This window comes from Pseudomonas sp. MWU12-3103b (assembly GCF_023100615.1).
Lineage (GTDB): Bacteria > Pseudomonadota > Gammaproteobacteria > Pseudomonadales > Pseudomonadaceae > Aquipseudomonas > Aquipseudomonas putida_A.
The window spans coordinates 1-24,324 of sequence record NZ_JALMEY010000029.1 but is presented as its reverse complement, the minus strand read 5'-3'; the positions used below and the strand labels follow the sequence as shown (position 1 = coordinate 24,324).

Sequence of the window (24,324 nt, the reverse complement as noted above, 5' to 3'; positions counted from 1 at the left end):
ACCTCTGGGAGAGGGTTAGGGTGAGGGCAAAGGGTTTAATGATCCCCACACCCGCCAGACGGGCTGCCGTGACAGCGTGATTACGTTATACTCGCCGGCTTTCAAAAGTTCGCCAACGAGTGCTGCCCGTCATGGAAATCAACCCGATCCTGAACACCATCAAGGACCTGTCCGAGCGCTCCGAAACTATTCGGGGGTATCTTTGACTACGATCAAAAGCATGAGCGTCTGACCGAGGTCAATCGCGAGCTTGAAGATCCGAGTGTCTGGAACAAACCTGAATATGCCCAGGAACTGGGCCGCGAGCGCTCGGCGCTGGCGCAGATCGTCGACACCCTCGACGAGCTGAACGCCGGTCTGGCCGATTGCCGCGACCTGCTGGATATGGCCGTCGAAGAAAACGACGAAGGCGCAGTGGGCGATGTCGTCGCCGAGCTGGCCCGTCTCGAGGAAAACCTCGCCAAGCTTGAATTCCGCCGCATGTTCAGCCACGAGATGGACCCGAACAACGCCTACCTGGACATCCAGGCCGGCTCCGGCGGCACCGAGGCCCAGGACTGGGCCAACATCCTGCTGCGCATGTACCTGCGCTGGGCGGACAAACGCGGTTTCGACGCGACCATCATGGAATTGTCGGCCGGTGAAGTCGCCGGTATCAAAGGCGCGACCGTGCACATCAAGGGCGAATACGCCTTTGGCTGGCTGCGTACCGAGATCGGCGTGCACCGTCTGGTGCGCAAGAGCCCGTTCGACTCCGGCAACCGTCGCCACACCTCGTTCTCTGCGGTTTTCGTCTCGCCAGAGATCGACGACAAGGTCGAAATCGAAATCAACCCGGCAGACCTGCGGATCGACACCTATCGTTCCTCCGGTGCCGGTGGTCAGCACGTAAACACCACCGACTCGGCCGTACGTATTACTCACGTACCAACCAACACCGTGGTCAGCTGCCAGAACGAGCGTTCCCAGCACGCCAACAAGGACACCGCCATGAAAATGCTGCGGGCCAAGTTGTACGAGCAGGAAATGCAGAAGCGCAACGCCGCTTCCCAGGCGCTGGAAGACACCAAGTCGGACATCGGCTGGGGTCACCAGATCCGTTCGTACGTGCTCGACGCGTCGCGGATCAAGGACCTGCGCACCAACATTGAACGCAGCGACTGCGACAAGGTGCTCGACGGCGACATCGACGAATACCTGGAAGCCAGCCTGAAGTCGGGGCTGTAAAAGACGCACGCAGGGTCGCTGATGCAACGCGATCCCTGTAGGAGCCAGCCCTGCTGGCGATTCCCGGGCCGCCAGGCCCGGGGGCAACGAACCTGATGGAATATCTGAAGACATGAGCGACCAACAACTCGACCCGCAAGCCCTGCAACAGGAAGAAAATTCCCTGATCGCCCTGCGCAAGGAAAAGCTGGCTGCCGAGCGCGCCAAGGGCAACGCCTTCCCGAACGACTTCCGCCGCGAAAACTACTGCGAAGATCTGCAGAAGAAATACGCGGACAAGACCAAGGAAGAGCTGGCCGAGGCTGCAATCCCGGTCAAGGTTGCCGGTCGCATCATGCTCAACCGTGGCTCGTTCATGGTGATCCAGGACATGACCGGTCGCATCCAGGTCTACGTCAACCGTAAAACCCTGTCCGAAGACACCCTGGCTGCCGTCAAGACCTGGGACATGGGCGACATCATTGCCGCCGAAGGCACCCTGGCGCGTTCCGGCAAGGGCGACCTGTACGTCGAAATGACCAACGTGCGCCTGCTGACCAAGTCGCTGCGCCCGCTGCCGGACAAGCACCACGGCCTGACCGACACCGAACAGCGCTACCGTCAGCGTTACGTTGACCTGATCGTCAACGAAGACGTGCGCCAGACCTTCCGCGTGCGTTCGCAAGTGATCGCGCACATCCGCAGCTTCCTGATGAAACGCGACTTCCTCGAAGTCGAAACGCCGATGCTGCAGACCATTCCTGGCGGCGCCGCAGCCAAGCCGTTCGAAACCCACCACAATGCGCTGGACATGGAAATGTTCCTGCGTATCGCGCCTGAGCTGTATCTGAAGCGTCTGGTGGTTGGCGGTTTCGAGAAAGTGTTCGAGATCAACCGCAACTTCCGTAACGAAGGCGTTTCGACGCGTCACAACCCTGAATTCACCATGTTGGAGTTCTACCAGGCTTACGCCGACTACGAAGACAACATGGACCTGACCGAAGAACTGTTCCGTGAACTGGCACAGCTGGTGCTGGGCAGCACCGACGTGCCGTACGGCGACAAGGTGTTCCACTTCGGCGAGCCGTTTGCCCGTTTGTCGGTGTTCGACTCGATCCTCAAGTACAACCCTGAGCTGACCGCCGCTGACCTGAACGACATCGACAAGGCGCGCGCCATCGCCAAGAAGGCCGGCGCCAAGGTGCTGGGCTTCGAAGGTCTGGGCAAGCTGCAGGTGATGATTTTCGAAGAACTGGTCGAGCACAAGCTGGAGCAGCCGCACTTCATCACGCAGTACCCGTTCGAAGTGTCGCCGCTGGCCCGTCGTAACGACGAGAACCCGAACGTCACCGACCGTTTCGAGCTGTTCATCGGCGGCCGTGAAATCGCCAACGCCTACTCCGAGTTGAACGACGCGGAAGACCAGGCCGAGCGCTTCATGGCGCAGGTGGCCGACAAGGACGCTGGCGACGATGAAGCCATGCACTACGACGCCGACTTCGTGCGTGCGCTGGAGTACGGCATGCCGCCAACGGCCGGTGAAGGTATCGGCATCGACCGTCTGGTGATGTTGCTGACCAACTCGCCATCGATCCGCGATGTGATCCTGTTCCCGCACATGCGACCGCAAGCGTAAACGTTTCAGTTAAAAAGCCGCCTAAAACAGGCGGCTTTTTATTGCCTGTCTGGTACAAATGTATCAATTGGTTAATTTTGCAATAGCAGAGGAAGTCCAGTCGTGATGGTTGCAATCGCTCAAGAAGGTGCAGCGGGTATCGCCACTGCGGTCGCTGAAAGTGTTCAGTACCAGGGTCGCAAGGCCAGCCGACAGGGCAGTGAGCAGCGTCGACAGGACATTCTCGACGCGGCGATGCGCATTGTCGTGCGTGACGGCGTGCGCGCCGTGCGCCACCGTGCGGTGGCGGCCGAGGCCGGAGTGCCACTGTCGGCCACTACTTATTACTTCAAGGATATCGATGACCTGCTCACCGATACCTTCGCCCAATACGTCGAACGCAGCGCGGCCTACATGGCCAAGCTGTGGATCAACAACGAAGGCCTGCTGCGCGAGATGGTCGTCAGTGGTGACGGCAGCCCCGAGTCGCGCTCGCAACTGGCGGACGACATCGCGCGGCTGATGGCCGACTATGTGCACCGGCAACTGGTCAATCGCCGCGAACACCTGATGGCCGAGCAGGCGTTCCGCCAGGAAGCGCTGCTCAACCCGCGTCTGGCGGATCTGGTGCGCTCGCATCAGCAGATTCTGCTGCAAGGCACCTGCCAGTTGTTCCAGGTGCTGGGCTCGCGTGAACCGCAGCAGGATGCCAAGGTGTTGACGGCGATTATCGGACGGATGGAATATCAGGGCCTGCTCAACGAAGCCGAGCCTTTGGCCGAACAGGACATGCTCGGGATTCTGACGCGGTATATGCATCTGGTCCTCGCCTCGGTCTGACAGCTGATGGAAATCCCCTGTGGGAGCGGGCTTGCTCGCGAAGGCGGTATCACATTCAACGATTCAGTTGACTGACCCACCGCCTTCGCGAGCAAGCCCGCTCCCACAAGGGGACTGAGCCGGATCATCAGGGCGACGCGTGTTCATAGGGAGTATTGAATGAAAGCCTGGCGTGGCGTGCTGATCGCCTTGTCGTTCCTGCTGCTCAGTGGCTGTCTGGTGACCTTCAAGGACCCGCTGCCTGCCAGTGACCCGGCGCCCAAGGGCCTGCTGGGCACGTGGTCGAGCACCAATGCCTGGGGCGAGCCGATGAACCTTGAGCTGACCCGCGTCGGCAACGATCGCTATCAGGCCGTCACCTGGTTCAAGGCCCGGCCTCACGAGCGCGAGGCGTACCCGTTCACCGTGTCGCGCCATGGCAGTCGCTGGTACCTGTCGGCGAAAGTGCCGGCGCGTTACGGTGGCCAATACACCATCGCCGGTTTCGAACTCACCGACAAACACGAGCTGGTGGTGTACAACCTCGACCTCGAACAGATCAATCAGGCGATCAAACAGCAAGCCCTCGACGGCAAGGCTTTCCAGACTGAAGACGACGGCGACGGCGTGCAGGTCGACAGCAGCCTCGACAAGGTCTTTGCTTACCTCGACGATCCGGCCAATTCCGATGTCTTCGTCGAGGCCGCGCGCTATCAGCGCCAGGCCCGCGCCAAATAATTCAGTTTTCTACAGGAGTTTCGGGTGGACGATTACCAGCAGACGATACGCACGCTGTCCGATCGCATTGTGCTGGCGCAGACGCCGATCCGCGTGCTCGATGCGGTGAAGTGGGACGAGAACATCCGCAAGGGGTTCCTCAAGGCCAAGGGCAAGGAAATGCCGGCGGTGGATCGCGACTACTACCTCAATCGGCCGCTGTCCTTCGATTCGAGCAAGGTCAAACTGGAATTCCAGAACATCGAGCGCGACATCACCCGCCAGCTCGGCCAGTTCAACCCGGTCGGGCAGATCATGCGGCGCATGTGCAAGGAATACCGCATGGTGGTGCGCATGCTCGAAGCGCGCGGCACCGAGGATTTCGGCCTGATCTCCCAGGAACTCTACGGCGCCGCCTCCGATGCGTTCCACGCCGGCGACCCGACCCTGGCCGACCTCGGCCTGATGATGTCCGACTACCTGAACAACATTGATGGCCGTGGCGACCTGAAGGACGAACCGAAGATCCTCACCGCCAAGGATGCCGTGCACCTGCTGCAAACCCGGTTGAACAAGGTATTTGGCGAGGCCGAGGAAACCATCCGCGTGTTCGAGTCCGACGGCATCGTCGCCGACGCGGCGGCAGGCGCCGACTACATCAAGATCCGCACCGACGCGCTGTTCAACGACCGCGACGTGCGTGCACTGGAAGTCCACGAAGGTCTGGTGCACGTCGGCACCACCCTCAACGGCTTGAACCAGCCGATCTGCACCTTCCTGTCCAAAGGCCCGCCGTCGTCGACGGTGACCCAGGAAGGCCTGGCGATCTTGATGGAAATCATCACCTTCGCCTCCTACCCAAGCCGTCTGCGCAAACTGACCAACCGCACCCGCGCCATTCACATGGTCGAGGAGGGCGCGGACTTTTTGCAGGTGTTCGAGTTCTTCCGCGAGCAGGGCTTTGAAATGGCCGAAAGCTACGGCAATGCCAGTCGGGTGTTCCGTGGTTCGACGCCGACCGGCTTGCCATTCACCAAAGACTTGTCCTATCTCAAGGGCTTTATCATGGTTTACAACTACATTCAGTTGGCCGTGCGTAAGGGCAAGCTTGAGCAGGTACCGCTGCTGTTCTGCGGCAAGACCACGCTGGAGGACATGCGTACCCTGCGTCAGTTGGTCGATGAAGGTCTGGTGGTGCCGCCGAAATATTTGCCGGAGCAGTTCCGTGACATGAACGCGCTGTCGGCGTGGATGTGCTTCTCCAACTTCCTTAATCACTTGAGCCTGGACCGGATCGAGGCGGATTACTCCAACATCCTCTAGGCGATGAGTTACCCCTGTGGGAGCGAGCTTGCTCGCGAAAGCGGTCTGCAATTCAGCCGGAATGTCGACTGATACTCCGCCTTCGCGAGCAAGCTCGCTCCCACAGGGTCATGTGTTTTGCTAATTTCCTTCGCGAGGTTTCACCGGATGAGAATCCTCGGCATCCTTTGCCTGCTCCTGACCCTCGGCGGTTGCAGTTCGCTGTTGTTTTACCCCGAGCCGGGCCAGATCTTCACCCCGGAAAAAGCCAAGCTCGAATACCGCACCGTCACATTGCTCACGGCGGATGGCTTGAAGCTGAACGCCTGGTGGCTACCGGCCAAACCTGGCGTCGAAGTCAAAGGCACAGTCCTGCACCTGCACGGCAACGGCGGCAACCTGCCGATGCACCTGGGCGGCAGTTGGTGGTTGCCGAAAAACGGCTATCAGGTGCTGCTGGTGGACTATCGCGGGTATGGCTTGTCCGAGGGCAAGCCGAGCCTGCCGGCGATCTATCAGGACATCGACGCCGCGTTCGCCTGGCTCGACAAGGCGCCAGAAGTCAAAGGCAAACCGCTGATCCTCCTCGGCCAGAGCCTTGGCGGCTCGATGGCCGTGCATTGGCTGGTGCAGCACCCTGAGCGGCAGAAACAGCTAAAAGCATTCGTGCTCGACGGTGTGCCCGCCAGTTACCGCAGCGTCGGGCAGTATGCCCTCAGCACGTCTTGGCTGACCTGGCCGTTCCAGGTGCCGCTGTCGTGGCTGGTGCCGGACGGCGACAGCGCGATCAACTCGATGCCGCAGCTCACGGGCGTGCCGAAACTGATCTTTCACAGCATCGATGACCCGCTGGTGCCGATGGCCAACGCCATTCGCCTGTATCAGGCGGCGCCACCACCACGGGTGTTGCAGTTGACCCGCGGCGGCCACGTGCAGACCTTCGGCGACCCGGTCTGGCGGCAGGTGATGCTGCGTTATCTGGAAGATCCCGAACATTTCAACGGCCTGCGCCGCCTCGGCGAGATCCCGAATTATCCGCAAGCCCCGAATTCTGAAGATGAGAGTCCGCAATGACTGAAGAACGTAACGCCATCCCGCTGATCATCACCGGTATCTGCAGCATCCTCGGCACCGTCGGCGCCCTGTGGTACTACGGCTACCTGCACTTCGCCAAACCCGAGGATGCGCTGCTGCTCAACGAGTTCACCATGCTCAAGACCGTGCCGGGCGAAGACTACAAAGTCTCACTGGACCCGGCGCCGCAAGTGGCGCAGTGCATCGATGGCGTGCTGGTGCTGTTCGACACCGAGCAGAAAGGCCTGACCGGGGTGCTGATCAATGCGCAGAAAAAAGCCGTGCGCTGCATGGGTGAAGAGACTCCGCAGAAGCTGGAGGAGTGATTCTGCAGGTTCAGCCCTCACCCTAACCCTCTCCCAGTGGGAGAGGGGATTGACCGAGGGGGCCTTCGAGTTACGCCGACCTGAAAGATTGTGTCGATTATTGATTCGGCCAAGCACTTTCAGGTCGATGTATTTCTTGAGAATCCCCCATTCGGCTCCCTCTCCCTCGGGAGAGGGCTGGGGTGAGGGGCCGCAATTTCAGCTCCCACCAAAAAAGCCCCGCCTGATCACTCAGACGGGGCTTTTGCGTTAGCGCGTGTTGCTTAGTTCGAGCTGACCGCCGAACGTGGCATCACTGGCTGGTTGTCGTTGGAAATGGTCACTTCCACACGACGGTTCATCGCACGACCGGAAACGCTGCTGTTATCAGCAACCGGGTATTCCTTGCCATAACCCTGAACCACGATGCGCGAAGGATCTACGCCCATCTTGATCAGAGCGACTTGCACCGAGGTGGCACGACGCTCGGACAGCGACTGGTTGTACGAAGCCGCGCCGGTGCTGTCGGTGTAACCCTCGACGATCACTTTGCGATCAGGGTTTTCCTGAAGGAATTGCGCCAGTTTGTTGATGTTCACCAGACCGCTGGATTTCAGGTCAGCCTTGTTGGTGGCGAACAGCACGTCACCGAAAGTCACCAGGGTACCGCGATCGGTCTGCTTGGCATTCAGGCTCTGCTGCAGTTGTTTGATCTGCTGATCACGAGCGTCCAGACGCGCTTGGGCACGTTGCGCGGCAGCGTTTTTCAGGTTGTTTTCAGCGGTGCGCAGGGCGATGGTCTGCTTGGCCACTTCCACGCGCTGGTTGGTCAGGTAGGCCAGTTGGTCAACCTTGGCTGCGTCTTGCTTGTCCAGATAAGCCTTGTCGGCCTTGTCCAGGTAATCGCTGGCGTCCTTGGTTTCCAGGGCAGCGACTTTGCTCGCCTGTGGGTTGGCCTGCAGGCCGGCGTAGTTGGTGCGCGCCTGTTCCAGGTTCGGGTTAGGCGGAGTAGAGCAGGCAGCCAGGGCAACGCTTGCGGCCAGAAGAGCGGGGATCATCAGTTGCTTACGCATAATTTGTCGTCCTTTCTATCGATAAAAGTTTCAGCTTTGCGATTCGGGATGCGCGCTTACTGCACGGTGCGCTGACTTTCCTGACGCAGTTCCTGAACACCTTTCTGGGAATCCTTCACAGCCTGTTCGGCCTTGGCAGCCTGAGCCTTGCGTTCTGCTACACGAGCGTCCCATTCGGCTTGCTCGGCGAGGGTGCGAGCCTGTTCATACTTCTTGTCGTGCATGGCAATTTCGGCTTGCTTGAGCTTGTCCTGAGCCTGCTTCATTTCCACTGCAGCGAACTCGGTACCACCAGCGCTGACGGCGCTGTTGACGGCCGATTGAGTCACTGCGTACTGCTCGGTCGGCGGGTTACCGGCGCAACCGGCCAGAACGAAGCTGGTACCGATAGCCAGAGCAGCCAGTTTCAGACCGCGCAGGTGGGAGAACGAGGTTTGGGTCTTCATGGTCTTCAACTCCATTGTTTAACTCCTGATAAAACCGAAAATCCATCCTGGTCGAGGAGCCGCAAGCGTCGTGTAAAAGCGCGTTTTTGAAACGCTCGTTCCAGGCGTGGTTACAGCTTCCGACCGGAGGCGTTTTTCAAAAGTTCAGAAAAGATGGCCTATCGCCAAATTTTTTTTTGACCAAACGGACAAGGCTCTAAACCGGGAACTTTGGAGGCGGGGAGAGGTACGCGCGAGTAAAAAATGTACGATTTTTGAAATTGAACACGATCAATGTGGGAGCGAGCTTGCTCGCGAATGCGGTGAATCAGTCGCTATCAATGTCGGCTGAAATACCGCATTCGCGAGCAAGCTCGCTCCCACAGTTTGATCTTTGTTGTGTCAGTGTTTTTGCTTGCCGGCAGCGGCGGATAAATCCTGCAGATGCCGGCGAGAAAGCGCCAGAAACCGCGGTGTCGGCCCGACATCTTCATACAGCGGATCACCTTCCTCATCAGTCGCCACCACCGTCGAACCTTTCACATAAGGCAGGCTCGCTTCGAACTCTTCAAGCGCGGCGCCGATCAGTTCGCCGAGCAGTTCTTCCGGGTGGCGTTTGGGGTACATCTCGGCAATCGCCGCCAGTCGCGCAGCGGCCTCGACGTCCAGATGAATCGTGTAGCCAGTGTCGGTCAGGCGACCCTTGGCGTTTTCTTCCCAATGCTGGGCGAGTTCACGAATTTTCATGATGACCTCATTTCGCGCCTGCTCGTGGCAGGCCTGGGTGAGTGTCCGGCGGGGCCGGCGGCAAGCCGTTGTACGGCTTACTGTTGAGACTAGCTTCAAGCCACAAGGTTTAAAGTCCCTTCGTCGTCTGCTTGTAAGAAGCGCCGTAGAGCGGCACTCTCTGGGCAAAGCATTCGTTTCTGCGCCGTCCCGATTAACGCTGGAGAACTGCTGATGACCGATATTGATGCACGCTTGCGCGAGGACGTTCACCTGTTGGGTGAGCTGTTGGGCAATACCATCCGTGACCAGTACGGTGAGGAATTTCTCGACAAGATCGAGCAGATCCGCAAGGGCGCCAAGGCCGACCGCCGTGGCTCGATGGACGCCGAACTCAGCGCCAGCCTCAATCAGTTGAGCGAAGACGAACTGCTGCCGGTGGCGCGGGCGTTCAACCAGTTTCTCAACCTGGCGAACATCGCCGAGCAGTATCAATTGATTCATCGCCGCGAAGAGTCGCAGCCCGCGCCGTTCGAGTCCCGCGTGCTCCCGGAACTGCTCGCCCGCCTGCGTAACGAAGGCCACAGCGCCGAATCGCTGGCGCGACAACTGGCGCGCCTGGAAATCGAACTGGTGCTGACCGCGCACCCGACCGAGGTGGCGCGGCGCACATTGATTCAGAAGTACGACGCGATCGCTGCGCAACTGGCCGCCCAGGATCATCGCGACCTGACCAGCGCCGAGCGCGAACAGATCCAGAACACCCTGCAGCGGCTGATCGCCGAAGCCTGGCACACCGAAGAAATCCGCCGCACCCGGCCGACCCCGGTCGACGAAGCGAAATGGGGCTTTGCGGTGATCGAACACTCGCTGTGGCAGGCGATTCCCAACCATATGCGCAAGGCCGACAAGGCGCTGTATGAAGCGACGGGCCTGCGCTTGCCACTGGAGGCGGCGCCGATTCGCTTTGCTTCGTGGATGGGCGGCGACCGTGACGGCAACCCGAATGTCACGGCCGCAGTGACCCGCGAAGTGCTGTTGCTGGCGCGCTGGATGGCTGCCGACCTGTATCTGCGCGATGTCGATCACCTGGCGGCCGAGCTGTCGATGCAGCAAGCCAGCGATGCGCTCAAGGCCAAGGCCGGCGACAGCGCCGAACCTTACCGGGCGGTGCTCAAGCAATTGCGCGAACGCCTGCGCGCCACGCGCAACTGGGCCCATGCGTCGCTGACTGCGCCCACGCCGGCACCGGCCGATGTGTTGCACAACAATCGCGACCTGCTTGATCCGCTGGAACTGTGTTTCAACTCGCTGCACGAATGTGGCATGGGCGTGATCGCCGATGGGCCGTTGCTCGATTGCCTGCGCCGGGCGGTGACCTTCGGCCTGTTCCTGGTACGCCTCGATGTGCGTCAGGATTCGACGCGACACAGCTCGGCAATGACCGAAATCACCGACTACCTCGGCCTTGGTCGCTACGAAGACTGGGATGAAGAACAGCGCATCAGCTTCCTGACCCGAGAGCTGAGCAATCGTCGCCCGTTGTTGCCGGCGCATTTCAAACCGTCCGCCGACACCGCTGAAGTGCTCGCCACTTGCAAGGAAATCGCCGCCGCACCGGGCGCCTCGCTGGGTTCCTACGTGATCTCGATGGCGGGCGCCGCCTCCGACGTGCTGGCGGTGCAACTGCTGCTGAAAGAGTCCGGCGTACTGCGGCCGATGCGTGTGGTGCCGCTGTTCGAAACCCTCGCCGACCTCGACAACGCCGGGCCGGTGATGGAGCGTCTGTTGCTGCTGCCGGGCTACCGCGCGAGGCTGCAAGGCCCGCAGGAAGTGATGATCGGTTATTCCGACTCGGCCAAGGACGCCGGCACCACCGCTGCGGCGTGGGCGCAATATCGCGCGCAGGAGCGGCTGGTGGAGATCTGCCGCGAGCAGCAAGTCGAACTGCTGTTATTCCATGGTCGCGGTGGCACCGTGGGCCGTGGCGGCGGTCCGGCGCACGCGGCGATCCTGTCGCAGCCGCCGGGGTCGGTGGCGGGGCGTTTCCGCACCACCGAGCAGGGCGAAATGATTCGATTCAAATTCGGCCTGCCGGACATCGCCGAGCAGAACCTCAATCTGTATCTGGCTGCCGTGCTGGAAGCGACGTTGTTGCCACCACCGCCACCGACGCCCGAATGGCGACACCTGATGGATGAACTGGCCGCCGACGGCGTCGCCGCGTATCGCGCCGTGGTGCGGGAGAATCCGCAGTTCGTCGAGTATTTCCGCCAATCGACGCCGGAGCAGGAACTGGGGCGCTTGCCCCTTGGCAGCCGTCCGGCCAAGCGCCGTGCCGGCGGGATCGAGAGCCTGCGGGCGATCCCGTGGATTTTCGGCTGGACGCAAACGCGGCTGATGCTGCCGGCGTGGCTCGGCTGGGAAACTGCGCTGAGCAAGGCGCTGGCGCGTGGCGAGGGCGAACTGCTCGGGCAGATGCGCGAACAGTGGCCGTTCTTCCGCACCCGTATCGACATGCTGGAAATGGTCCTGGCCAAGGCCGACGCCGACATCGCGCTTTCGTACGACCAGCGTCTGGTCGAGCCGGACTTGCTGCCGTTGGGCGCGCAGTTACGCGACCTATTGTCGCAGGCGTGTGCGGTGGTGCTTGGTCTGACCGGGCAGTCGCAGCTGCTGGCACATAGCCCGGACACCCTGGAATTCATCCGTCTGCGCAACACTTATCTTGATCCGCTACATCTATTGCAGGCCGAGCTGTTGGCCCGATCACGGCAGCAAAATGTCGAGCAGGGCAGCCCGGTGGAGCAGGCGCTGCTGGTGTCTGTGGCGGGGATTGCCGCCGGGTTGCGCAATACCGGCTAAGGTTTTTGCGGTGGTATCAGGCACCCGGTGCACAGGCCGGGTGCCGCTTTGTACACAGAGAGAAAGTGCGGTCAGGCGACAGTTAGTGATGGGGTTGCGACTTGGGTTACCGCGTCGCGAGGTCGCGGCGGGCGCCGGTTTCTCCGACTTTTGGCGTCTTGTGTGGGCGCAGCCTGCTGTGTATCTTGATCAGCCTTTGGCCGTTTGTGCGGCCACGACCCGTTTTTTAAGATTGGCCCAAAGAGGCGAATCCCGTTGTTTTCTATATAAAAAATTGAGGAGCACATCGATGCGCGTCATTCTGCTGGGAGCTCCCGGGGCCGGTAAAGGTACTCAGGCTAAGTTCATCACCGAGAAATTCGGCATTCCGCAAATCTCCACCGGCGACATGCTGCGTGCAGCGGTCAAGGCTGGCACTCCGCTGGGCGTTCAAGCCAAGAGCATCATGGATGCCGGCGGCCTGGTGTCGGATGACCTGATCATCGCGCTGGTGCAGGATCGCATCGCTCAACCAGACTGCGCCAACGGCTTTCTGTTCGACGGTTTCCCGCGCACCATTCCACAGGCCGAAGCGCTGGTAACTGCCGGTGTCGAGCTGGACGCCGTGGTTGAAATCGCTGTTGAAGACGAAGAAATCGTGCAGCGTATCGCCGGTCGTCGCGTTCACGAGGCCAGTGGCCGCGTTTACCACATCGTCTACAACCCGCCGAAAGTGGCTGGCAAAGACGACGTTACCGGCGACGATCTGGTGCAGCGCAAGGACGACACCGAAGAAACCGTGCGTCATCGCCTGTCGGTCTACCATTCGCAGACCAAGCCGCTGGTGGACTTCTACCAGAAGCTTTCCGCTGCCAACGGCAAGCCGAAGTACAGCCACATTCCGGGCGTAGGTTCGGTTGAAGCGATCACCGCCAAGGTGCTCGAAGCGCTGAGCTGAAAAAGCTGATCGGCTGCATCATCCACGGCCCGCTTGCGGGCCGTAGTTGTTTATACTGACGCACTTTTTCCCCCACCTGTTTTGGATACATCGATGAGCACCTTGCTGGCCCTGGACACCGCGACCGAAGCTTGCTCCGTTGCCTTGCTGCATGACGGCAAGGTCACGAGCCATTACGAGGTGATCCCGCGTCTGCACGCGCAGAAGCTGCTGCCGATGATCCAGCAACTGCTGGCCGATGCCGGCACCACGCTGCAAGCGGTGGACGCCATCGCGTTCGGTCGCGGGCCGGGTGCGTTTACCGGTGTGCGGATCGCCATCGGTGTGGTGCAAGGTCTGGCGTTCGCGCTGGATCGTCCGGTGCTGCCGGTGTCCAACCTCGCCGTCCTGGCGCAGCGTGCGTATCGCGAACACGGCGTGAGCCAGGTCGCGGCGGCCATCGATGCGCGAATGGATGAAGTGTATTGGGGCTGCTACCGCGAAACGGCTGGCGAGATGCGTCTGGTTGGTGCCGAAGCGGTGCTGCCGCCGGAAGTGGCGGCGCTGCCGGCCGATGCCAGCGGTGAGTGGTTCGGTGCAGGTACCGGTTGGGGCTATGGCGAGCGGATCGCGGTCAACCTCACCGGCTCCGATGCCGGCATGTTGCCTCACGCCGAAGACCTGCTGACCCTGGCCCGGTTTGCCTGGGAACGCGGCGAGTCGATCCCTGCCGATGACGCGCAACCGGTTTACCTGCGCGACAAAGTCGCCACCCCCAAGGCTCGCTGAGGCCTGACTTCTGGCGGGGAAGCTTCTGTGGTGAGGGGATTTATCCCCGATGGGTCGCGAAGCGGCCCCAAAATCGGCGACTGCTTCGCAGCCGATCGGGGATAAATCCCCTCACCACAAAAGCCCTCCACAAACTCCGTGTCTTATTCCAAATTCTGCCAATCGTCAGTTTCCAACCCCGGGCTTTAAACCTTTTGCGCTTTATGTGTTCTAGTTATCACTCGGCAGTTTGCTAAGTCGGTCAAGTGCCGCTAAATTGCCATCATCGATACCGAGCATGAAATTATGCGTATAGACGGCCTCTCCTCTCAGTCCTACCCCATCAAGCGCAAGCCTCGCAAAGGCAATGTGGCGCTGGATGAATCCGTCGACGATATCGACGGCGAGCTGGAATTCCCGACTGAAGAGCAACTGGCCGCCCGCGCTGCCAAAGCCTCCGCACAACGCCTTGCCAATCTGCCTGCCCGTCAGCAAGACATGATTTATCACCGCGCCATGAGCAAAAGCGTAGCGATGGCCTTGGCCAGCTACCTGAGCACCGCCGGTTTTGTCGATTGGGATGCGGATGTGCTGGGCCTCGACCTGTACATCTGATGGATCTGCCTTACTACCTCGGTTGTCCGTCCTGGAGTGAAAACGCCTGGCGCGAGTATCTGTACCCCGAAGACGCCAAGACCTCCGACTTCCTCGCTCTCTACTCCCAAGTATTCAATGCCGTCGAAGGCAACACGACCTTCTACGCCAGCCCCTCGCCGGCCACCGTGCAGCGCTGGGCCGAGACCATGCCCGAACACTTTCGCTTCACCGCCAAGTTTCCCGGCGACATCAGCCACAGCGGTGATCTGCGCGATCAACTGACCGCCGCCGAAACGTTCGTAAACCTCCTCAGCCCGCTCGGCGAACGTGTGTCGCCGCTGTGGCTGCAACTGTCGAAAAGCTTCACCCCGCATCGACTGCCGGAGCTGACCGCGTTCATCGACGCGCTGGACCGACCGCTGGCGGTGGAAGTGCGTCACGAACAGTTCTTCGCCAAGGGCGAGAGCGAACGCCTGCTTAATCGCTTGCTGCTCGACCGTGGCGTGGAGCGCATCTGCCTTGATCCACGAGCGCTGTTCAGTTGCCTGTCGACCGAGTCTTCGGTGATCCACGCTCAATCGAAAAAGCCCCGGGTGCCGACGCGGCCGGCGGCGTTTACCCAGCTCCCGCAGGTGCGCTTCATCGGCCACCCGGAGCTGGAAGCCAATGATCCGTTCCTGGTGCCGTGGGTGGCGAAAATCGCCGAGTGGATCGAAGAGGGCCGCACGCCGTACATCTTCCTGCACACCGCCGACAACGTCATGGCGGCGAAGCTGGCGCAACGTTTTCACGCGCAATTGATGCAACGTTTGCCTGGCCTGCCATCCCTGCCTGAGCTATACAGAGAACCCGCCGCCGAGCAACTCGGCTTGCTCTGAAGGCGGATTTTTCCCCTGCCCAGGAGCCTGCCGATGGACGCCCACGCCCTTCAAGAACAAAACCGCAAAGCCCAGGCCTTCAAGGCCCTGCACGAGCGTCCGGGGATTTTTGTGATTCCCAATCCGTGGGATGCCGGCTCGGCGAAGATGCTCGCCAGTCTGGGCTATCAGGCGCTGGCGACCACCAGCGCCGGTTACGCGTTTTCCCAGGGCAAGGCCGACGGCGCCCTGAGTCTCGATGACACTTTGGTCAACGTCCGGGCAATTGTCGCGGCCACCGATCTGCCGGTAGCGGTGGACCTAGAAAACGGTTTCGCCGATGACCCGGCCGAGTGCGCGAAAAGCCTGTTGCGCGCCGCCGAGGCCGGCGCGGTGGGCGGTTCGATCGAAGATGCCACGGGCCGTGCCGACGCACCGATCTACTGCTTCGAACACGCCGTTGCACGCATCGAAGCCGCCGTCGCTGCGGTGCGCACGCTGCCATTTCCCTTCATCTTGACCGGCCGCGCGGAAAACTACCTGCACGGCAATCCCGATCTCAATGACACCATTCGCCGCCTGCAAGCCTTTGCCGAGGCGGGCGCCGACGTGCTGTACGCGCCGGGTTTGCGTAACGCCGAAGAAGTGCTGGCGGTGGTGCGCGCAGTGGCGCCGAAGCCGGTCAATGTGTTGATGTCCGGCGGTTTGAAACTGACCGTACAGGAGTTGGAAGAAATGGGGGTGCGCAGGATCAGCACCGGCTCGGCGTTGGCCTTGGCAGCATTCGGCGAGTTCTTCCGCGCGGCTGAAGAAATCCAGCAGCGCGGCACGTTCGGCTTCACGTCGCAATCGATGCCGTACGCCAAGGCCAATCAGTTTTTCAAAGGCTGAGCATGGGCCGCTGGATCGCGCTGTCGCTACTGCTGATCATCGCGGGTGCCGTGCTCAGCGTCTGGCGCGGCTGGCTCGACGTCCCGGCCGAGTGGAACCCGTGGGCGCCGCTGGACGTGAAGGCAGCGCCGAACGGGTTGACCGGTTTCAAGCTGATGCGCCTGCGCGGAAATCCCGAATTATGCGCACAAGTCCTGAGCAACTCGGGTCTGCGCGTCACCGCGCAAGCCGACAGTCCCGATGCCAAGTGCCCGCTGATCGGCACCGTGCGCGTGCAGGGCGGTGAGGTGGCGCTGAGCAGCAGCTTCCTCGCCAGTTGCCCGCTGGCGGTGGCTTACGCGATGTTTGAACGGCATACCCTGCAACCCGCCGCGCAATCTGTTTACGGGCAGAGGGTGGCGCGCCTTGATCACCTCGGCAGCTTCGCCTGTCGCAATGTCTATAACCGCGAGAGCGGGGCGCTCAGCCGGCATGCCAGTGCCGATGCGCTGGACATCAGCGGTTTTCGGCTGGCGGACGGGCACAGCATCAGCGTGCTCAAGGACTGGCCGAAGCAGAATCAGGATGCGCAGTTTCTGCGGCAGGTGCGCGATGGCGCCTGTGAGGCGTTCAGTGTGGTGTTGAGTCCGGATTACAACGCCGCCCACCGCAATCACTTTCATGTCGATGTCGGGCGCTGGAGCGTGTGTCGCTGAGGGATCAGGCGGCGAGGCGCAGGTTCTGCAGGACGATCGGGCGCGCCCAACCGTTATCGAAGTCCAAAGCCTTCTGCTGCTCGACGATGTCTTCCGGCGGGAACGGCGGATAAGGTTTTTGCAGCAGGTCGAGGTCGAATTCGGCAATCGGCAGGTACAGCGGCTTCTTCTGTGGCGCCGGGCCAGGCTCGGGAAGCGGCTGACCATTGTTGATCACGATTGGACGGACCCAGCTGCTGTCGAAGTCCTGCTGCTCTTGCTGAGCCTTGAGTTCTTCTGGCGGGAACGGTGGGAACGGCTTGTCCAGCAGATCGGTTTCGAACTCGGCGATCGGCAGGAACAGCGGCTCCGGCGGACGTACTTCGGTGTCGACCACATCGCACTGACGCTGCTCGACGATGTGCGCGTGCAGCTCGCTGCCCAGGGTCGGTTCTTCCGGGCTGTTCAGGTCAACCGGTGGAAAGGTGCCACAGGCCGGCACCACATCACTCGTCTGTTCGGCCATCGCCTGGGCAAAGAAATCCTGCCACAGGTGACTGACGCCGCCCAATGCTTGAGTGTTATGACGGCTGAAGTCGCCCTTGGGCGAAATGTAGCCAATCGATGTGGGAAGAATGCCTGACATTTTTTTCGGTTGACGCTCAGCTCTGGCAAAATGCGCGTTGATTGGTTTATCGGCCACTTTTTGCCGATCCTTAACTTTTTTGAGCGTGTTTTCATGATTGAGCAACCCGCGGCCTGCCGCATCCATGTCCAGGCTCTTGCCCCGACGTTTGAAGCGCAGGCCGAGCAGTGGGCCGAGCGTCTGGGCCTGCCGCTGCAGGTGGACGGCGGCGAGTTCGCCTTGCAGGTCGGCGAGCAGGGTTTGCAGCTGCAGCAGCTCGGCCCGGATGCACCGGGACCGGTGCGGGTGGATTTCGTCGAAGGTGGCGCGGCGCATCGGCGTCTGTACGGCGGCGGCAGCGGGCAGATGATCGCCAAGGCGGTCGGCATTGCTCAAGGCGTGCGCCCACGGGTGCTGGATGCCACGGCGGGGCTGGGCAAGGATGCGTTCGTGCTGGCCAGTCTGGGCTGCGAGATGAGCCTGATCGAGCGTCAGCCGTTGATCGGCGCGTTGCTGGAGGATGGTCTGGCGCGGGCGGCGGAAGATTTCGATGTGGCGCCGATTGTCGCGCGCATGAAGCTGCTCAAGGGCAACTCGATCGAGGTCATGCGCAACTGGGAAGGCGAGCCGCCGCAGGTGATCTACCTCGACCCGATGTTCCCGCACCGCGAGAAAACCGCGCTGGTGAAAAAAGAGATGCGCCTGTTCCGGCCGCTGGTTGGTGATGATCCGGATGCGCCGGCATTGCTCGAAGCGGCGCTGGCCCTGGCGACACACCGGGTGGTGGTCAAGCGCCCGCGCAAGGCACCGTGCATCGAGGGGCCGAAGCCGAGCCATGCGCTGGATGGCAAGTCGAGCCGGTATGACATCTACCCGAAGAAAGCGTTAAAACCTTAAGACCGAGTTGCGCCCATTCGCGAGCAAGCTCGCTCCCACATTTGGAATGCATTTCAAATGTGGGAGCGAGCTTGCTCGCGAAGGCGTCCGCAAAAACTCCGCAAAATCAGGGCCGATACGCCCGCATGAACAACCCCACCACCTCCTGCACATGACTCTCTGAAGCCTCTTCGCTCAGCGGATCACCGCAGCAATACAACAAACGAAAATTCCCTGCGCCCTTGATCAGGCAGAAGAAGTGTTCGGCGGCGTTACGCGGCAGGTCGATGCGCAGCGCGCCGGTCTCGTCGATGCGTTTCAGCAACCGTTCCATGCCTTGCACCATGCGCTCGGGACCGGCGTCGTAGAAAATCTGTGACAGCTTCGGATCCTGCGTGCCCAGCGCCATCATCAAGCGATGCAGATTCACCGACTCGTCGCTGTTGATCAGTTGATGAAAGCCTCGGGCAATGTTCAGCAACACATTTTCCACGGGGATTCCGGCGGGCAATTCGAAGAACAGCGGCGGTAACTGCTCCTCGCATTTGGCCATTACCGCGGAGGAGAACAGCGTCTCCTTGTCGTTGAAGTGGCTGTAAACCGTCAGTTTCGACACGCCAGCCTCGGCGGCGACCGCGTCCATGCTGGTGTTGGCGTAGCCGTGACTCAGAAACAGGGTTTTCGCCGCGTCGAGGATCGCCCGGCGCTTGGCCGGATCCTTCGGACGGCCCGGGCCGTTTGGAGCTGCAAGATTGTTCGACATTCTTCGCTTTTAATACTGGACTGGTGAGTTTGCTATTAATACCATACCGGCCAGTATAAATATTCCAAGCACCATTAGCGAAAGGTCCGTCACCATGTTCCGCCATGCGTTGTCGTTTGCCGTGCCAGTCAGCCTGGCTGTTTTATTGTCAGCATGCGGTCAGGAAGAGGCGACGCAAGTCAGCATTCGACCGGCCATGGTGGTGCAGCCAGAGCCTTCAGCGCAGGCGATGGAAAGTTATCCGGGCGAGGTGCGCGCCCGTTACGAACCGGATCTGGCATTCCGCATTGGCGGCAAAGTCAGCCGACGACTGGTCGAAGAAGGTCAGCGCGTGAAGGCCGATCAGCCATTGGCCGAGCTCGATCCGCAGGATGTGCGCCTGCAACTGGAAGCCACCCGCGCACAGGTCGCCGCCGCCGAAGCCAATCTGAACCTGGTGCGCGCCGAGCGTGACCGCTACAAAACTTTGATGGAGCGGCAGATGGTCAGTCGTTCGGCCTACGACAACGCGGAAAACCTCTACCGTTCCGGCGAAGCGCGCCTCAAGCAGATCAAGGCCGAATTCAACGTCTCGACCAACCAGGCCAGTTACGCCGTGTTGCGCGCGCCGCAGGACGGCGTGGTGGCCAAGCGTGCGGTGGAAGTCGGGCAAGTGGTTGCCGCCGGGCAAACCGTGTTCACCCTCGCCACCGATGGCGAGCGTGAAGTGTCGATCAGCCTGCCGGAGCAGAGCTTCGGACGGTTCAAGGTCGGCCAGCCAGTCACCGTTGAACTGTGGACGCAACAGAACCAGCGCTTCGCCGGGCAGATTCGTGAACTGTCGCCGGCCGCCGACCCGAAATCCCGCACCTTCGCTGCGCGCATCTCGTTCACCAGCGGCAAAGTCCCGGCTGAGCTCGGGCAGAGCGCCCGGGTGTTCGTGCAATCGGCGGATGCTGTGCCGCTGTCGGTACCGCTTTCGGCCCTGACTGCCGAGAACGGCGCGACCTACGTCTGGGTCGTCAACGCCAACAACACCTTGAAAAAGACCCCGGTGCGCATCGGCCCGTTCGGCGAGAAAAGCGTGCCGGTGCTCGAAGGCCTGAATGCCAGCGACTGGGTAGTCGCCGCCGGGGTTCACGTATTGCTCGAAGGTCAGCAGGTGCGGCCTGTGGATCGCTCCAACCGAGTGGTCAATCTGGCGGACAAGGAGTAAGTCCCGATGCGCTTCAACCTTTCTGAATGGGCGCTGCGTAATCGCCAGATCGTACTGTTCCTGATGCTTTTGCTGGCCATCGTCGGCGCCTTGTCCTACACCAAGCTCGGCCAGAGCGAAGACCCGCCGTTCACCTTCAAGGCCATGGTCATTCAGACCCGCTGGCCGGGAGCGACCGCGCAGGAAGTCTCGCGCCAGGTCACTGAACGCATCGAAAAGAAATTGATGGAAACCGGCGAGTACGAACGTATCGTGTCGTTCTCCCGCCCGGGTGAATCGCAGGTCACGTTCATTGCCCGCGATTCGATGCATTCCAAGGAAATTCCCGACCTCTGGTACCAGGTGCGCAAAAAGGTCAGCGACATTCGCCAGACCTTGCCGCCGGATATTCAGGGGCCATTCTTCAACGATGAATTCGGCACTACGTTCGGCAACATCTATGCGCTGACCGGTGACGGCTTCGACTACGCGGTGCTCAAGGACTACGCCGACCGCATCCAGATCCAGCTGCAACGAGTCAAAGATGTCGGCAAGGTCGACCTGCTCGGTTTGCAGGACGAGAAGATCTGGGTCGAACTGTCCAACGTCAAACTCGCCACCCTTGGCTTGCCACTGGCGGCCGTGCAGCAAGCGCTGCAAGAGCAGAACGCGGTGTCCACCGCGGGGTTCTTTGAAACCGGCAGCGAGCGCGTGCAACTGCGGGTCTCGGGGAATTTTCAGACGGTCGAGGAGATCAAGAACTTCCCGATCCGCGTCGGTGACCGGACGTTCCGCATCTCCGATGTCGCCGATGTGCATCGCGGTTTCAACGATCCACCGGCGCCGCGCATGCGCTTCATGGGCGAAGACGCCATTGGCCTCGCAGTAGCGATGAAGGATGGCGGCGACATTCTGGTGCTGGGCAAAGCGCTGGAAGGCGAGTTCTCGCGTTTGCAGAAAAACCTCCCGGCCGGCATGCAACTGCGCAAGGTGTCCGACCAACCGGCGGCGGTGAAAACCAGTGTGGGCGAGTTCGTCCAGGTGCTGGTCGAGGCGCTGGCAATCGTTTTGCTGGTGAGCTTCTTCTCCCTTGGCGTGCGCACCGGGATGGTGGTCGCGCTGACCATTCCGCTGGTGCTGGCGATGACCTTTGCCTGCATGTATTACCTGGGTATCGGTCTGCACAAAATCTCCCTCGGCGCGCTGGTGCTGGCGCTGGGCTTGCTGGTGGACGACGCGATCATCGCCGTGGAAATGATGGCGATCAAAATGGAGCAGGGTTTCGACCGGATCAAGGCTGCGAGCTACGCCTGGACCAGCACCGCGTTCCCGATGCTCACCGGTACGCTGATCACCGCCGCGGGTTTTCTACCGATCGCCACCGCGCAGTCCGGCACTGGCGAATACACCCGTTCGATCTTTCAGGTGGTGACCATCGCGTTGCTCGCCTCATGGGTGGCAGCGGTGATGTTTGTGCCGTATCTGGGGGAAAAACTCCTGCCGGATCTGGCGAAGATTCATGCGGCCAAACATGGCACGACTGACGGGCAAGCCGACCCGTATGGCACGCCGTTTTATCAACGGGTTCGACGTCTGGTGGAGTGGTGCGTGGCGCACCGCAAAACCGTGATTGTGCTGACAGTGGGGCTGTTTATTGCGTCGGTGATGCTGTTCCGTTTCGTCCCGCAGCAGTTCTTCCCGGCCTCCAACCGACTGGAATTGATGGTCGATCTGAAGCTGGCTGAAGGTGCGTCGCTGGCCAACACCACGGCCGAGGTCAAACGCCTGGAAGCGATGCTCAAGGATCACGCCGGCATCGATAACTACGTGGCGTATGTCGGCACCGGCTCGCCGCGTTTCTACCTGCCGCTGGATCAACAACTGCCGGCGGCGAGCTTCGCCCAGTTTGTCGTATTGGCGAAAAACATCGAGGAGCGCGAGACCCTGCGCACCTGGTTGATCGAGACCCTTAACGAGCAATTCCCAACTCTGCGTTCGCGGGTCACGCGCCTGGAAAACGGCCCGCCGGTTGGTTATCCGGTGCAGTTTCGCGTCACCGGTGAGCACATCGAGGAAGTCCGTGCGCTGGCGCGCAAAGTGGCGGCCAAGGTGCGCGAGAACCCGCATGTGGTCAACGTGCACCTGGATTGGGAAGAGCCGAGCAAAGTGGTGTACCTGAACATCGATCAGGATCGTGCGCGGGCGCTCGGTGTGAGCACGGCTAATCTGGCGAAATTCCTCCAGAGTTCGCTGACCGGCTCGAGTGTCAGCCAGTACCGCGAGGACAACGAGTTGATCGAGATTCTGCTGCGCGGCACGGTGCATGAGCGCACCGAGTTGACGTTGCTGCCGAGTCTGGCGGTGCCGACCGATAACGGTCGCAGTGTGGCGCTGTCGCAGATTGCCACGCTGGAGTACGGGTTTGAGGAAGGGATCATCTGGCACCGTAATCGTCTGCCGACCGTGACAGTGCGTGCCGACATTTACGGCAAGGAGCAGCCGGCGACGCTGGTCAAGCAGATCGAGCCGACGCTGGATCCGATCCGTGCCGAATTGCCTGACGGGTATCTGCTGGATGTTGGCGGTACGGTGGAGGATTCGGAGCGTGGGCAGAAGTCGGTGAATGCCGGGGTGCCGATGTTCATTGTGGTGGTGCTGACGCTGCTGATGGTGCAATTGCGCAGTTTCTCACGCACGGCGATGGTGTTTCTGACGGCGCCGCTGGGGTTGATCGGGGTGGTGTTGTTTCTGATGGTGTTCCGCCAGCCGTTCGGGTTTGTGGCGATGCTGGGGACGATCGCGCTGTCGGGGATGATCATGCGTAACTCGGTGATTCTGGTGGATCAGATCGAGCAGGATATTGCCTCTGGTCTCAAGCCTTGGCAGGCGATTATCGAGGCGACGGTGCGGCGGTTTCGGCCGATTGTGTTGACGGCTTTGGCGGCGGTGCTGGCGATGATTCCTTTGTCGCGCAGTGTGTTTTTCGGGCCGATGGCGGTGGCGATCATGGGGGGGTTGATTGTGGCTACGGCTTTGACGCTTTTGTTTTTGCCGGCTTTGTATGCGGCCTGGTTCCGGGTGCGTCGCGACGCTTGATGGTTTTGGACTTGGCGGCCTTTGGGCCGACCAGGTTCCTGGGGTTTTGGGTGCATATCCGTTGCTTAGGGTGCTGCCGCTGGCGGTTTCGCCCTTACGGCGACTCCCTTTGGCAAACGCCCCAAAGGAAGCAAAGGTCTTGGCCCCGGCGTACGGCCCTCGCCTAGGCTCGGGTCCCTTCGTTGCGGGGTTCATCCGGGGGCATCGCCTCCGGTTTGCTTCGCTGCACCTCCTCTCGATGTGTTCGACTTCGTCGAACGGTCGCTGCGCTCCCACCCCCGGATAAACCCCTCCACTCAGCCTGCCGAAGGGGCCGGCACGGCAAGATCAAAAGCTGCAGCCGAGCTTGCGCTCATCCTGTTGAGTGGTGAAAAGCATGTGGTCTGTCTGGACGGCTTTGCTGTTCTGTGGGAGCTGGCTTGCCAGCGATGGCGGCCTGACAGTCGACCAATCTCCAACTGCCTGCACCCAATCCCACTGTAGGAGTGAGCCTGCTCGCGATGGCGGCCTGACAGCCGACCAATCTCCCACTGCCCACACCCAATCCAAATGTGGGAGCGGGCTTGCTCGCGAAGGCGGCCTGACAGTCGACCAATCTCCAACTACCTGCACCCAATCCCACTGTAGGAGTGAGCCTGCTCGCGATGGCGGTTTAGTAGCCGACCAATCTCCAACTGCCCACACCCAATCCCACTGTAGGAGTGAGCCTGCTCGCGATGGCGGTTTAGTAGCCGACCAATCTCCAACTGCCCACACCCAATCCAAATGTGGGAGCGGGCTTGCTCGCGAAGGCGGCCTGACAGTCGACCAATCTCCAACTGCCTGCACCCAATCCCACTGTAGGAGTGAGCCTGCTCGCGATGGCGGCCTAGTAGCCGACCAATCTCCAACTACCTGCACCCAATCCAAATGTGGGAGCGGGCTTGCTCGCGAAGGCGGCCTGACAGTCGACCAATCTCC

Annotated in this window: 22 protein-coding genes; 17 read left to right on the top strand and 5 right to left on the bottom strand. The window is 61.0% G+C overall.

The genetic code is table 11. From position 1 onward, the window contains the following. The first annotated feature begins 131 nt into the window (after positions 1 to 131). The 7 genes from prfB (at position 132) to M0808_RS28105 (ending at position 7,059) form a co-directional block, all read left to right on the top strand. Positions 132 to 1,227 (top strand): peptide chain release factor 2 gene (gene prfB, locus M0808_RS28135; protein WP_098967418.1). Its coding sequence is split into 2 segments (ribosomal slippage): positions 132 to 203 and positions 205 to 1,227, totalling 1,095 coding nucleotides; the frame shifts between segments, so codons are not numbered across the junction. Between the two features lie 112 nt (positions 1,228 to 1,339). Beyond that, on the top strand, positions 1,340 to 2,842 hold the full coding sequence (lysS, locus tag M0808_RS28130; RefSeq protein WP_247843158.1) for a lysine--tRNA ligase: 1,503 nt from the start codon (positions 1,340 to 1,342) through the stop codon (positions 2,840 to 2,842). 105 nt (positions 2,843 to 2,947) lie between these two features. Beyond that, positions 2,948 to 3,661, top strand: coding sequence for a TetR family transcriptional regulator (locus M0808_RS28125; RefSeq protein ID WP_145597861.1), 714 nt, complete (start codon positions 2,948 to 2,950; stop codon positions 3,659 to 3,661). 159 nt (positions 3,662 to 3,820) lie between these two features. Then, positions 3,821 to 4,378, top strand: coding sequence for a hypothetical protein (locus M0808_RS28120; RefSeq protein WP_183785740.1), 558 nt, complete (start codon positions 3,821 to 3,823; stop codon positions 4,376 to 4,378). A 24-nt stretch (positions 4,379 to 4,402) separates the two neighbouring features. Then, the gene (locus M0808_RS28115) at positions 4,403 to 5,680 is read left to right on the top strand and encodes a flavohemoglobin expression-modulating QEGLA motif protein (protein ID WP_003222055.1); all 1,278 of its coding nucleotides are present in this window, start codon (positions 4,403 to 4,405) and stop codon (positions 5,678 to 5,680) included. A 147-nt stretch (positions 5,681 to 5,827) separates the two neighbouring features. Further along, positions 5,828 to 6,733: an alpha/beta hydrolase gene (locus M0808_RS28110; protein ID WP_247843157.1), complete on the top strand. Its 906-nt coding sequence runs from the start codon at positions 5,828 to 5,830 to the stop codon at positions 6,731 to 6,733. Then, positions 6,730 to 7,059 carry a hypothetical protein gene (locus tag M0808_RS28105; protein WP_128615722.1) on the top strand — a complete coding sequence of 110 codons (330 nt, stop codon included), beginning with the start codon at positions 6,730 to 6,732 and terminating at the stop codon, positions 7,057 to 7,059. The genes M0808_RS28110 and M0808_RS28105 overlap by 4 nt, the downstream gene beginning before the upstream one ends. 263 nt (positions 7,060 to 7,322) lie before the next feature. Here the strand turns inward: M0808_RS28105 and M0808_RS28100 are convergent, their stop codons facing one another. The 3 genes from M0808_RS28100 to M0808_RS28090 form a co-directional block, all read right to left on the bottom strand. After that, positions 7,323 to 8,111, bottom strand: a complete 789-nt coding sequence (locus M0808_RS28100) for an OmpA family protein (protein WP_007964218.1) — start codon at positions 8,109 to 8,111, stop codon at positions 7,323 to 7,325. Between the two features lie 56 nt (positions 8,112 to 8,167). After that, complete coding sequence (locus M0808_RS28095) at positions 8,168 to 8,572, bottom strand: DUF4398 domain-containing protein (RefSeq protein ID WP_007964219.1); 405 nt, start codon at positions 8,570 to 8,572, stop codon at positions 8,168 to 8,170. Between the two features lie 366 nt (positions 8,573 to 8,938). Further along, on the bottom strand, positions 8,939 to 9,283 hold the full coding sequence (locus M0808_RS28090) for a hypothetical protein (protein WP_003222064.1): 345 nt from the start codon (positions 9,281 to 9,283) through the stop codon (positions 8,939 to 8,941). 213 nt (positions 9,284 to 9,496) lie between these two features. Here M0808_RS28090 and ppc point away from each other — a divergent pair, with 213 nt between their 5' ends. The 7 genes from ppc (at position 9,497) to M0808_RS28055 (ending at position 16,851) form a co-directional block, all read left to right on the top strand. Then, on the top strand, positions 9,497 to 12,127 hold the full coding sequence (ppc, locus tag M0808_RS28085; RefSeq protein WP_134785528.1) for a phosphoenolpyruvate carboxylase: 2,631 nt from the start codon (positions 9,497 to 9,499) through the stop codon (positions 12,125 to 12,127). A gap of 289 nt (positions 12,128 to 12,416) precedes the next feature. Continuing rightward, a complete protein-coding gene (gene adk, locus M0808_RS28080) occupies positions 12,417 to 13,064 on the top strand; it encodes an adenylate kinase (RefSeq protein WP_003222067.1) in 648 nt (215 codons plus the stop codon). 93 nt (positions 13,065 to 13,157) lie between these two features. Further along, positions 13,158 to 13,832: a tRNA (adenosine(37)-N6)-threonylcarbamoyltransferase complex dimerization subunit type 1 TsaB gene (tsaB, locus tag M0808_RS28075; protein WP_223008218.1), complete on the top strand. Its 675-nt coding sequence runs from the start codon at positions 13,158 to 13,160 to the stop codon at positions 13,830 to 13,832. Positions 13,833 to 14,117: 285 nt separating this feature from the next. Further along, complete coding sequence (locus M0808_RS28070) at positions 14,118 to 14,426, top strand: hypothetical protein (RefSeq protein ID WP_003222071.1); 309 nt, start codon at positions 14,118 to 14,120, stop codon at positions 14,424 to 14,426. Beyond that, positions 14,426 to 15,286, top strand: coding sequence for a DUF72 domain-containing protein (locus M0808_RS28065; protein ID WP_247843156.1), 861 nt, complete (start codon positions 14,426 to 14,428; stop codon positions 15,284 to 15,286). Before M0808_RS28070 ends, M0808_RS28065 begins: the two co-directional genes overlap by 1 nt. A gap of 33 nt (positions 15,287 to 15,319) precedes the next feature. Then, a complete protein-coding gene (locus M0808_RS28060) occupies positions 15,320 to 16,156 on the top strand; it encodes an isocitrate lyase/phosphoenolpyruvate mutase family protein (RefSeq protein WP_247843155.1) in 837 nt (278 codons plus the stop codon). Between the two features lie 2 nt (positions 16,157 to 16,158). Further along, a complete protein-coding gene (locus M0808_RS28055; protein WP_247843154.1) occupies positions 16,159 to 16,851 on the top strand; it encodes an extensin family protein in 693 nt (230 codons plus the stop codon). 4 nt (positions 16,852 to 16,855) lie between these two features. Here the strand turns inward: M0808_RS28055 and M0808_RS28050 are convergent, their stop codons facing one another. Then, entirely contained in the window at positions 16,856 to 17,476 is a 621-nt protein-coding gene (locus M0808_RS28050) for an energy transducer TonB (protein ID WP_098968483.1), read from the bottom strand. Positions 17,477 to 17,572: 96 nt separating this feature from the next. Here M0808_RS28050 and M0808_RS28045 point away from each other — a divergent pair, with 96 nt between their 5' ends. Then, positions 17,573 to 18,352: a class I SAM-dependent methyltransferase gene (locus M0808_RS28045; protein WP_247843159.1), complete on the top strand. Its 780-nt coding sequence runs from the start codon at positions 17,573 to 17,575 to the stop codon at positions 18,350 to 18,352. 106 nt (positions 18,353 to 18,458) lie between these two features. Here the strand turns inward: M0808_RS28045 and M0808_RS28040 are convergent, their stop codons facing one another. Then, positions 18,459 to 19,094, bottom strand: a complete 636-nt coding sequence (locus M0808_RS28040; protein WP_247843153.1) for a TetR/AcrR family transcriptional regulator — start codon at positions 19,092 to 19,094, stop codon at positions 18,459 to 18,461. A gap of 94 nt (positions 19,095 to 19,188) precedes the next feature. On the opposite strand from M0808_RS28040, the gene M0808_RS28035 reads away from it, so the two are divergent. Together M0808_RS28035 and M0808_RS28030 are read left to right on the top strand one after the other, a co-directional pair. Continuing rightward, positions 19,189 to 20,289 carry an efflux RND transporter periplasmic adaptor subunit gene (locus tag M0808_RS28035; RefSeq protein ID WP_097086420.1) on the top strand — a complete coding sequence of 367 codons (1,101 nt, stop codon included), beginning with the start codon at positions 19,189 to 19,191 and terminating at the stop codon, positions 20,287 to 20,289. Between the two features lie 6 nt (positions 20,290 to 20,295). After that, positions 20,296 to 23,364, top strand: coding sequence for an efflux RND transporter permease subunit (locus M0808_RS28030; RefSeq protein ID WP_247843152.1), 3,069 nt, complete (start codon positions 20,296 to 20,298; stop codon positions 23,362 to 23,364). The last annotated feature ends 960 nt before the right edge of the window (positions 23,365 to 24,324 follow it).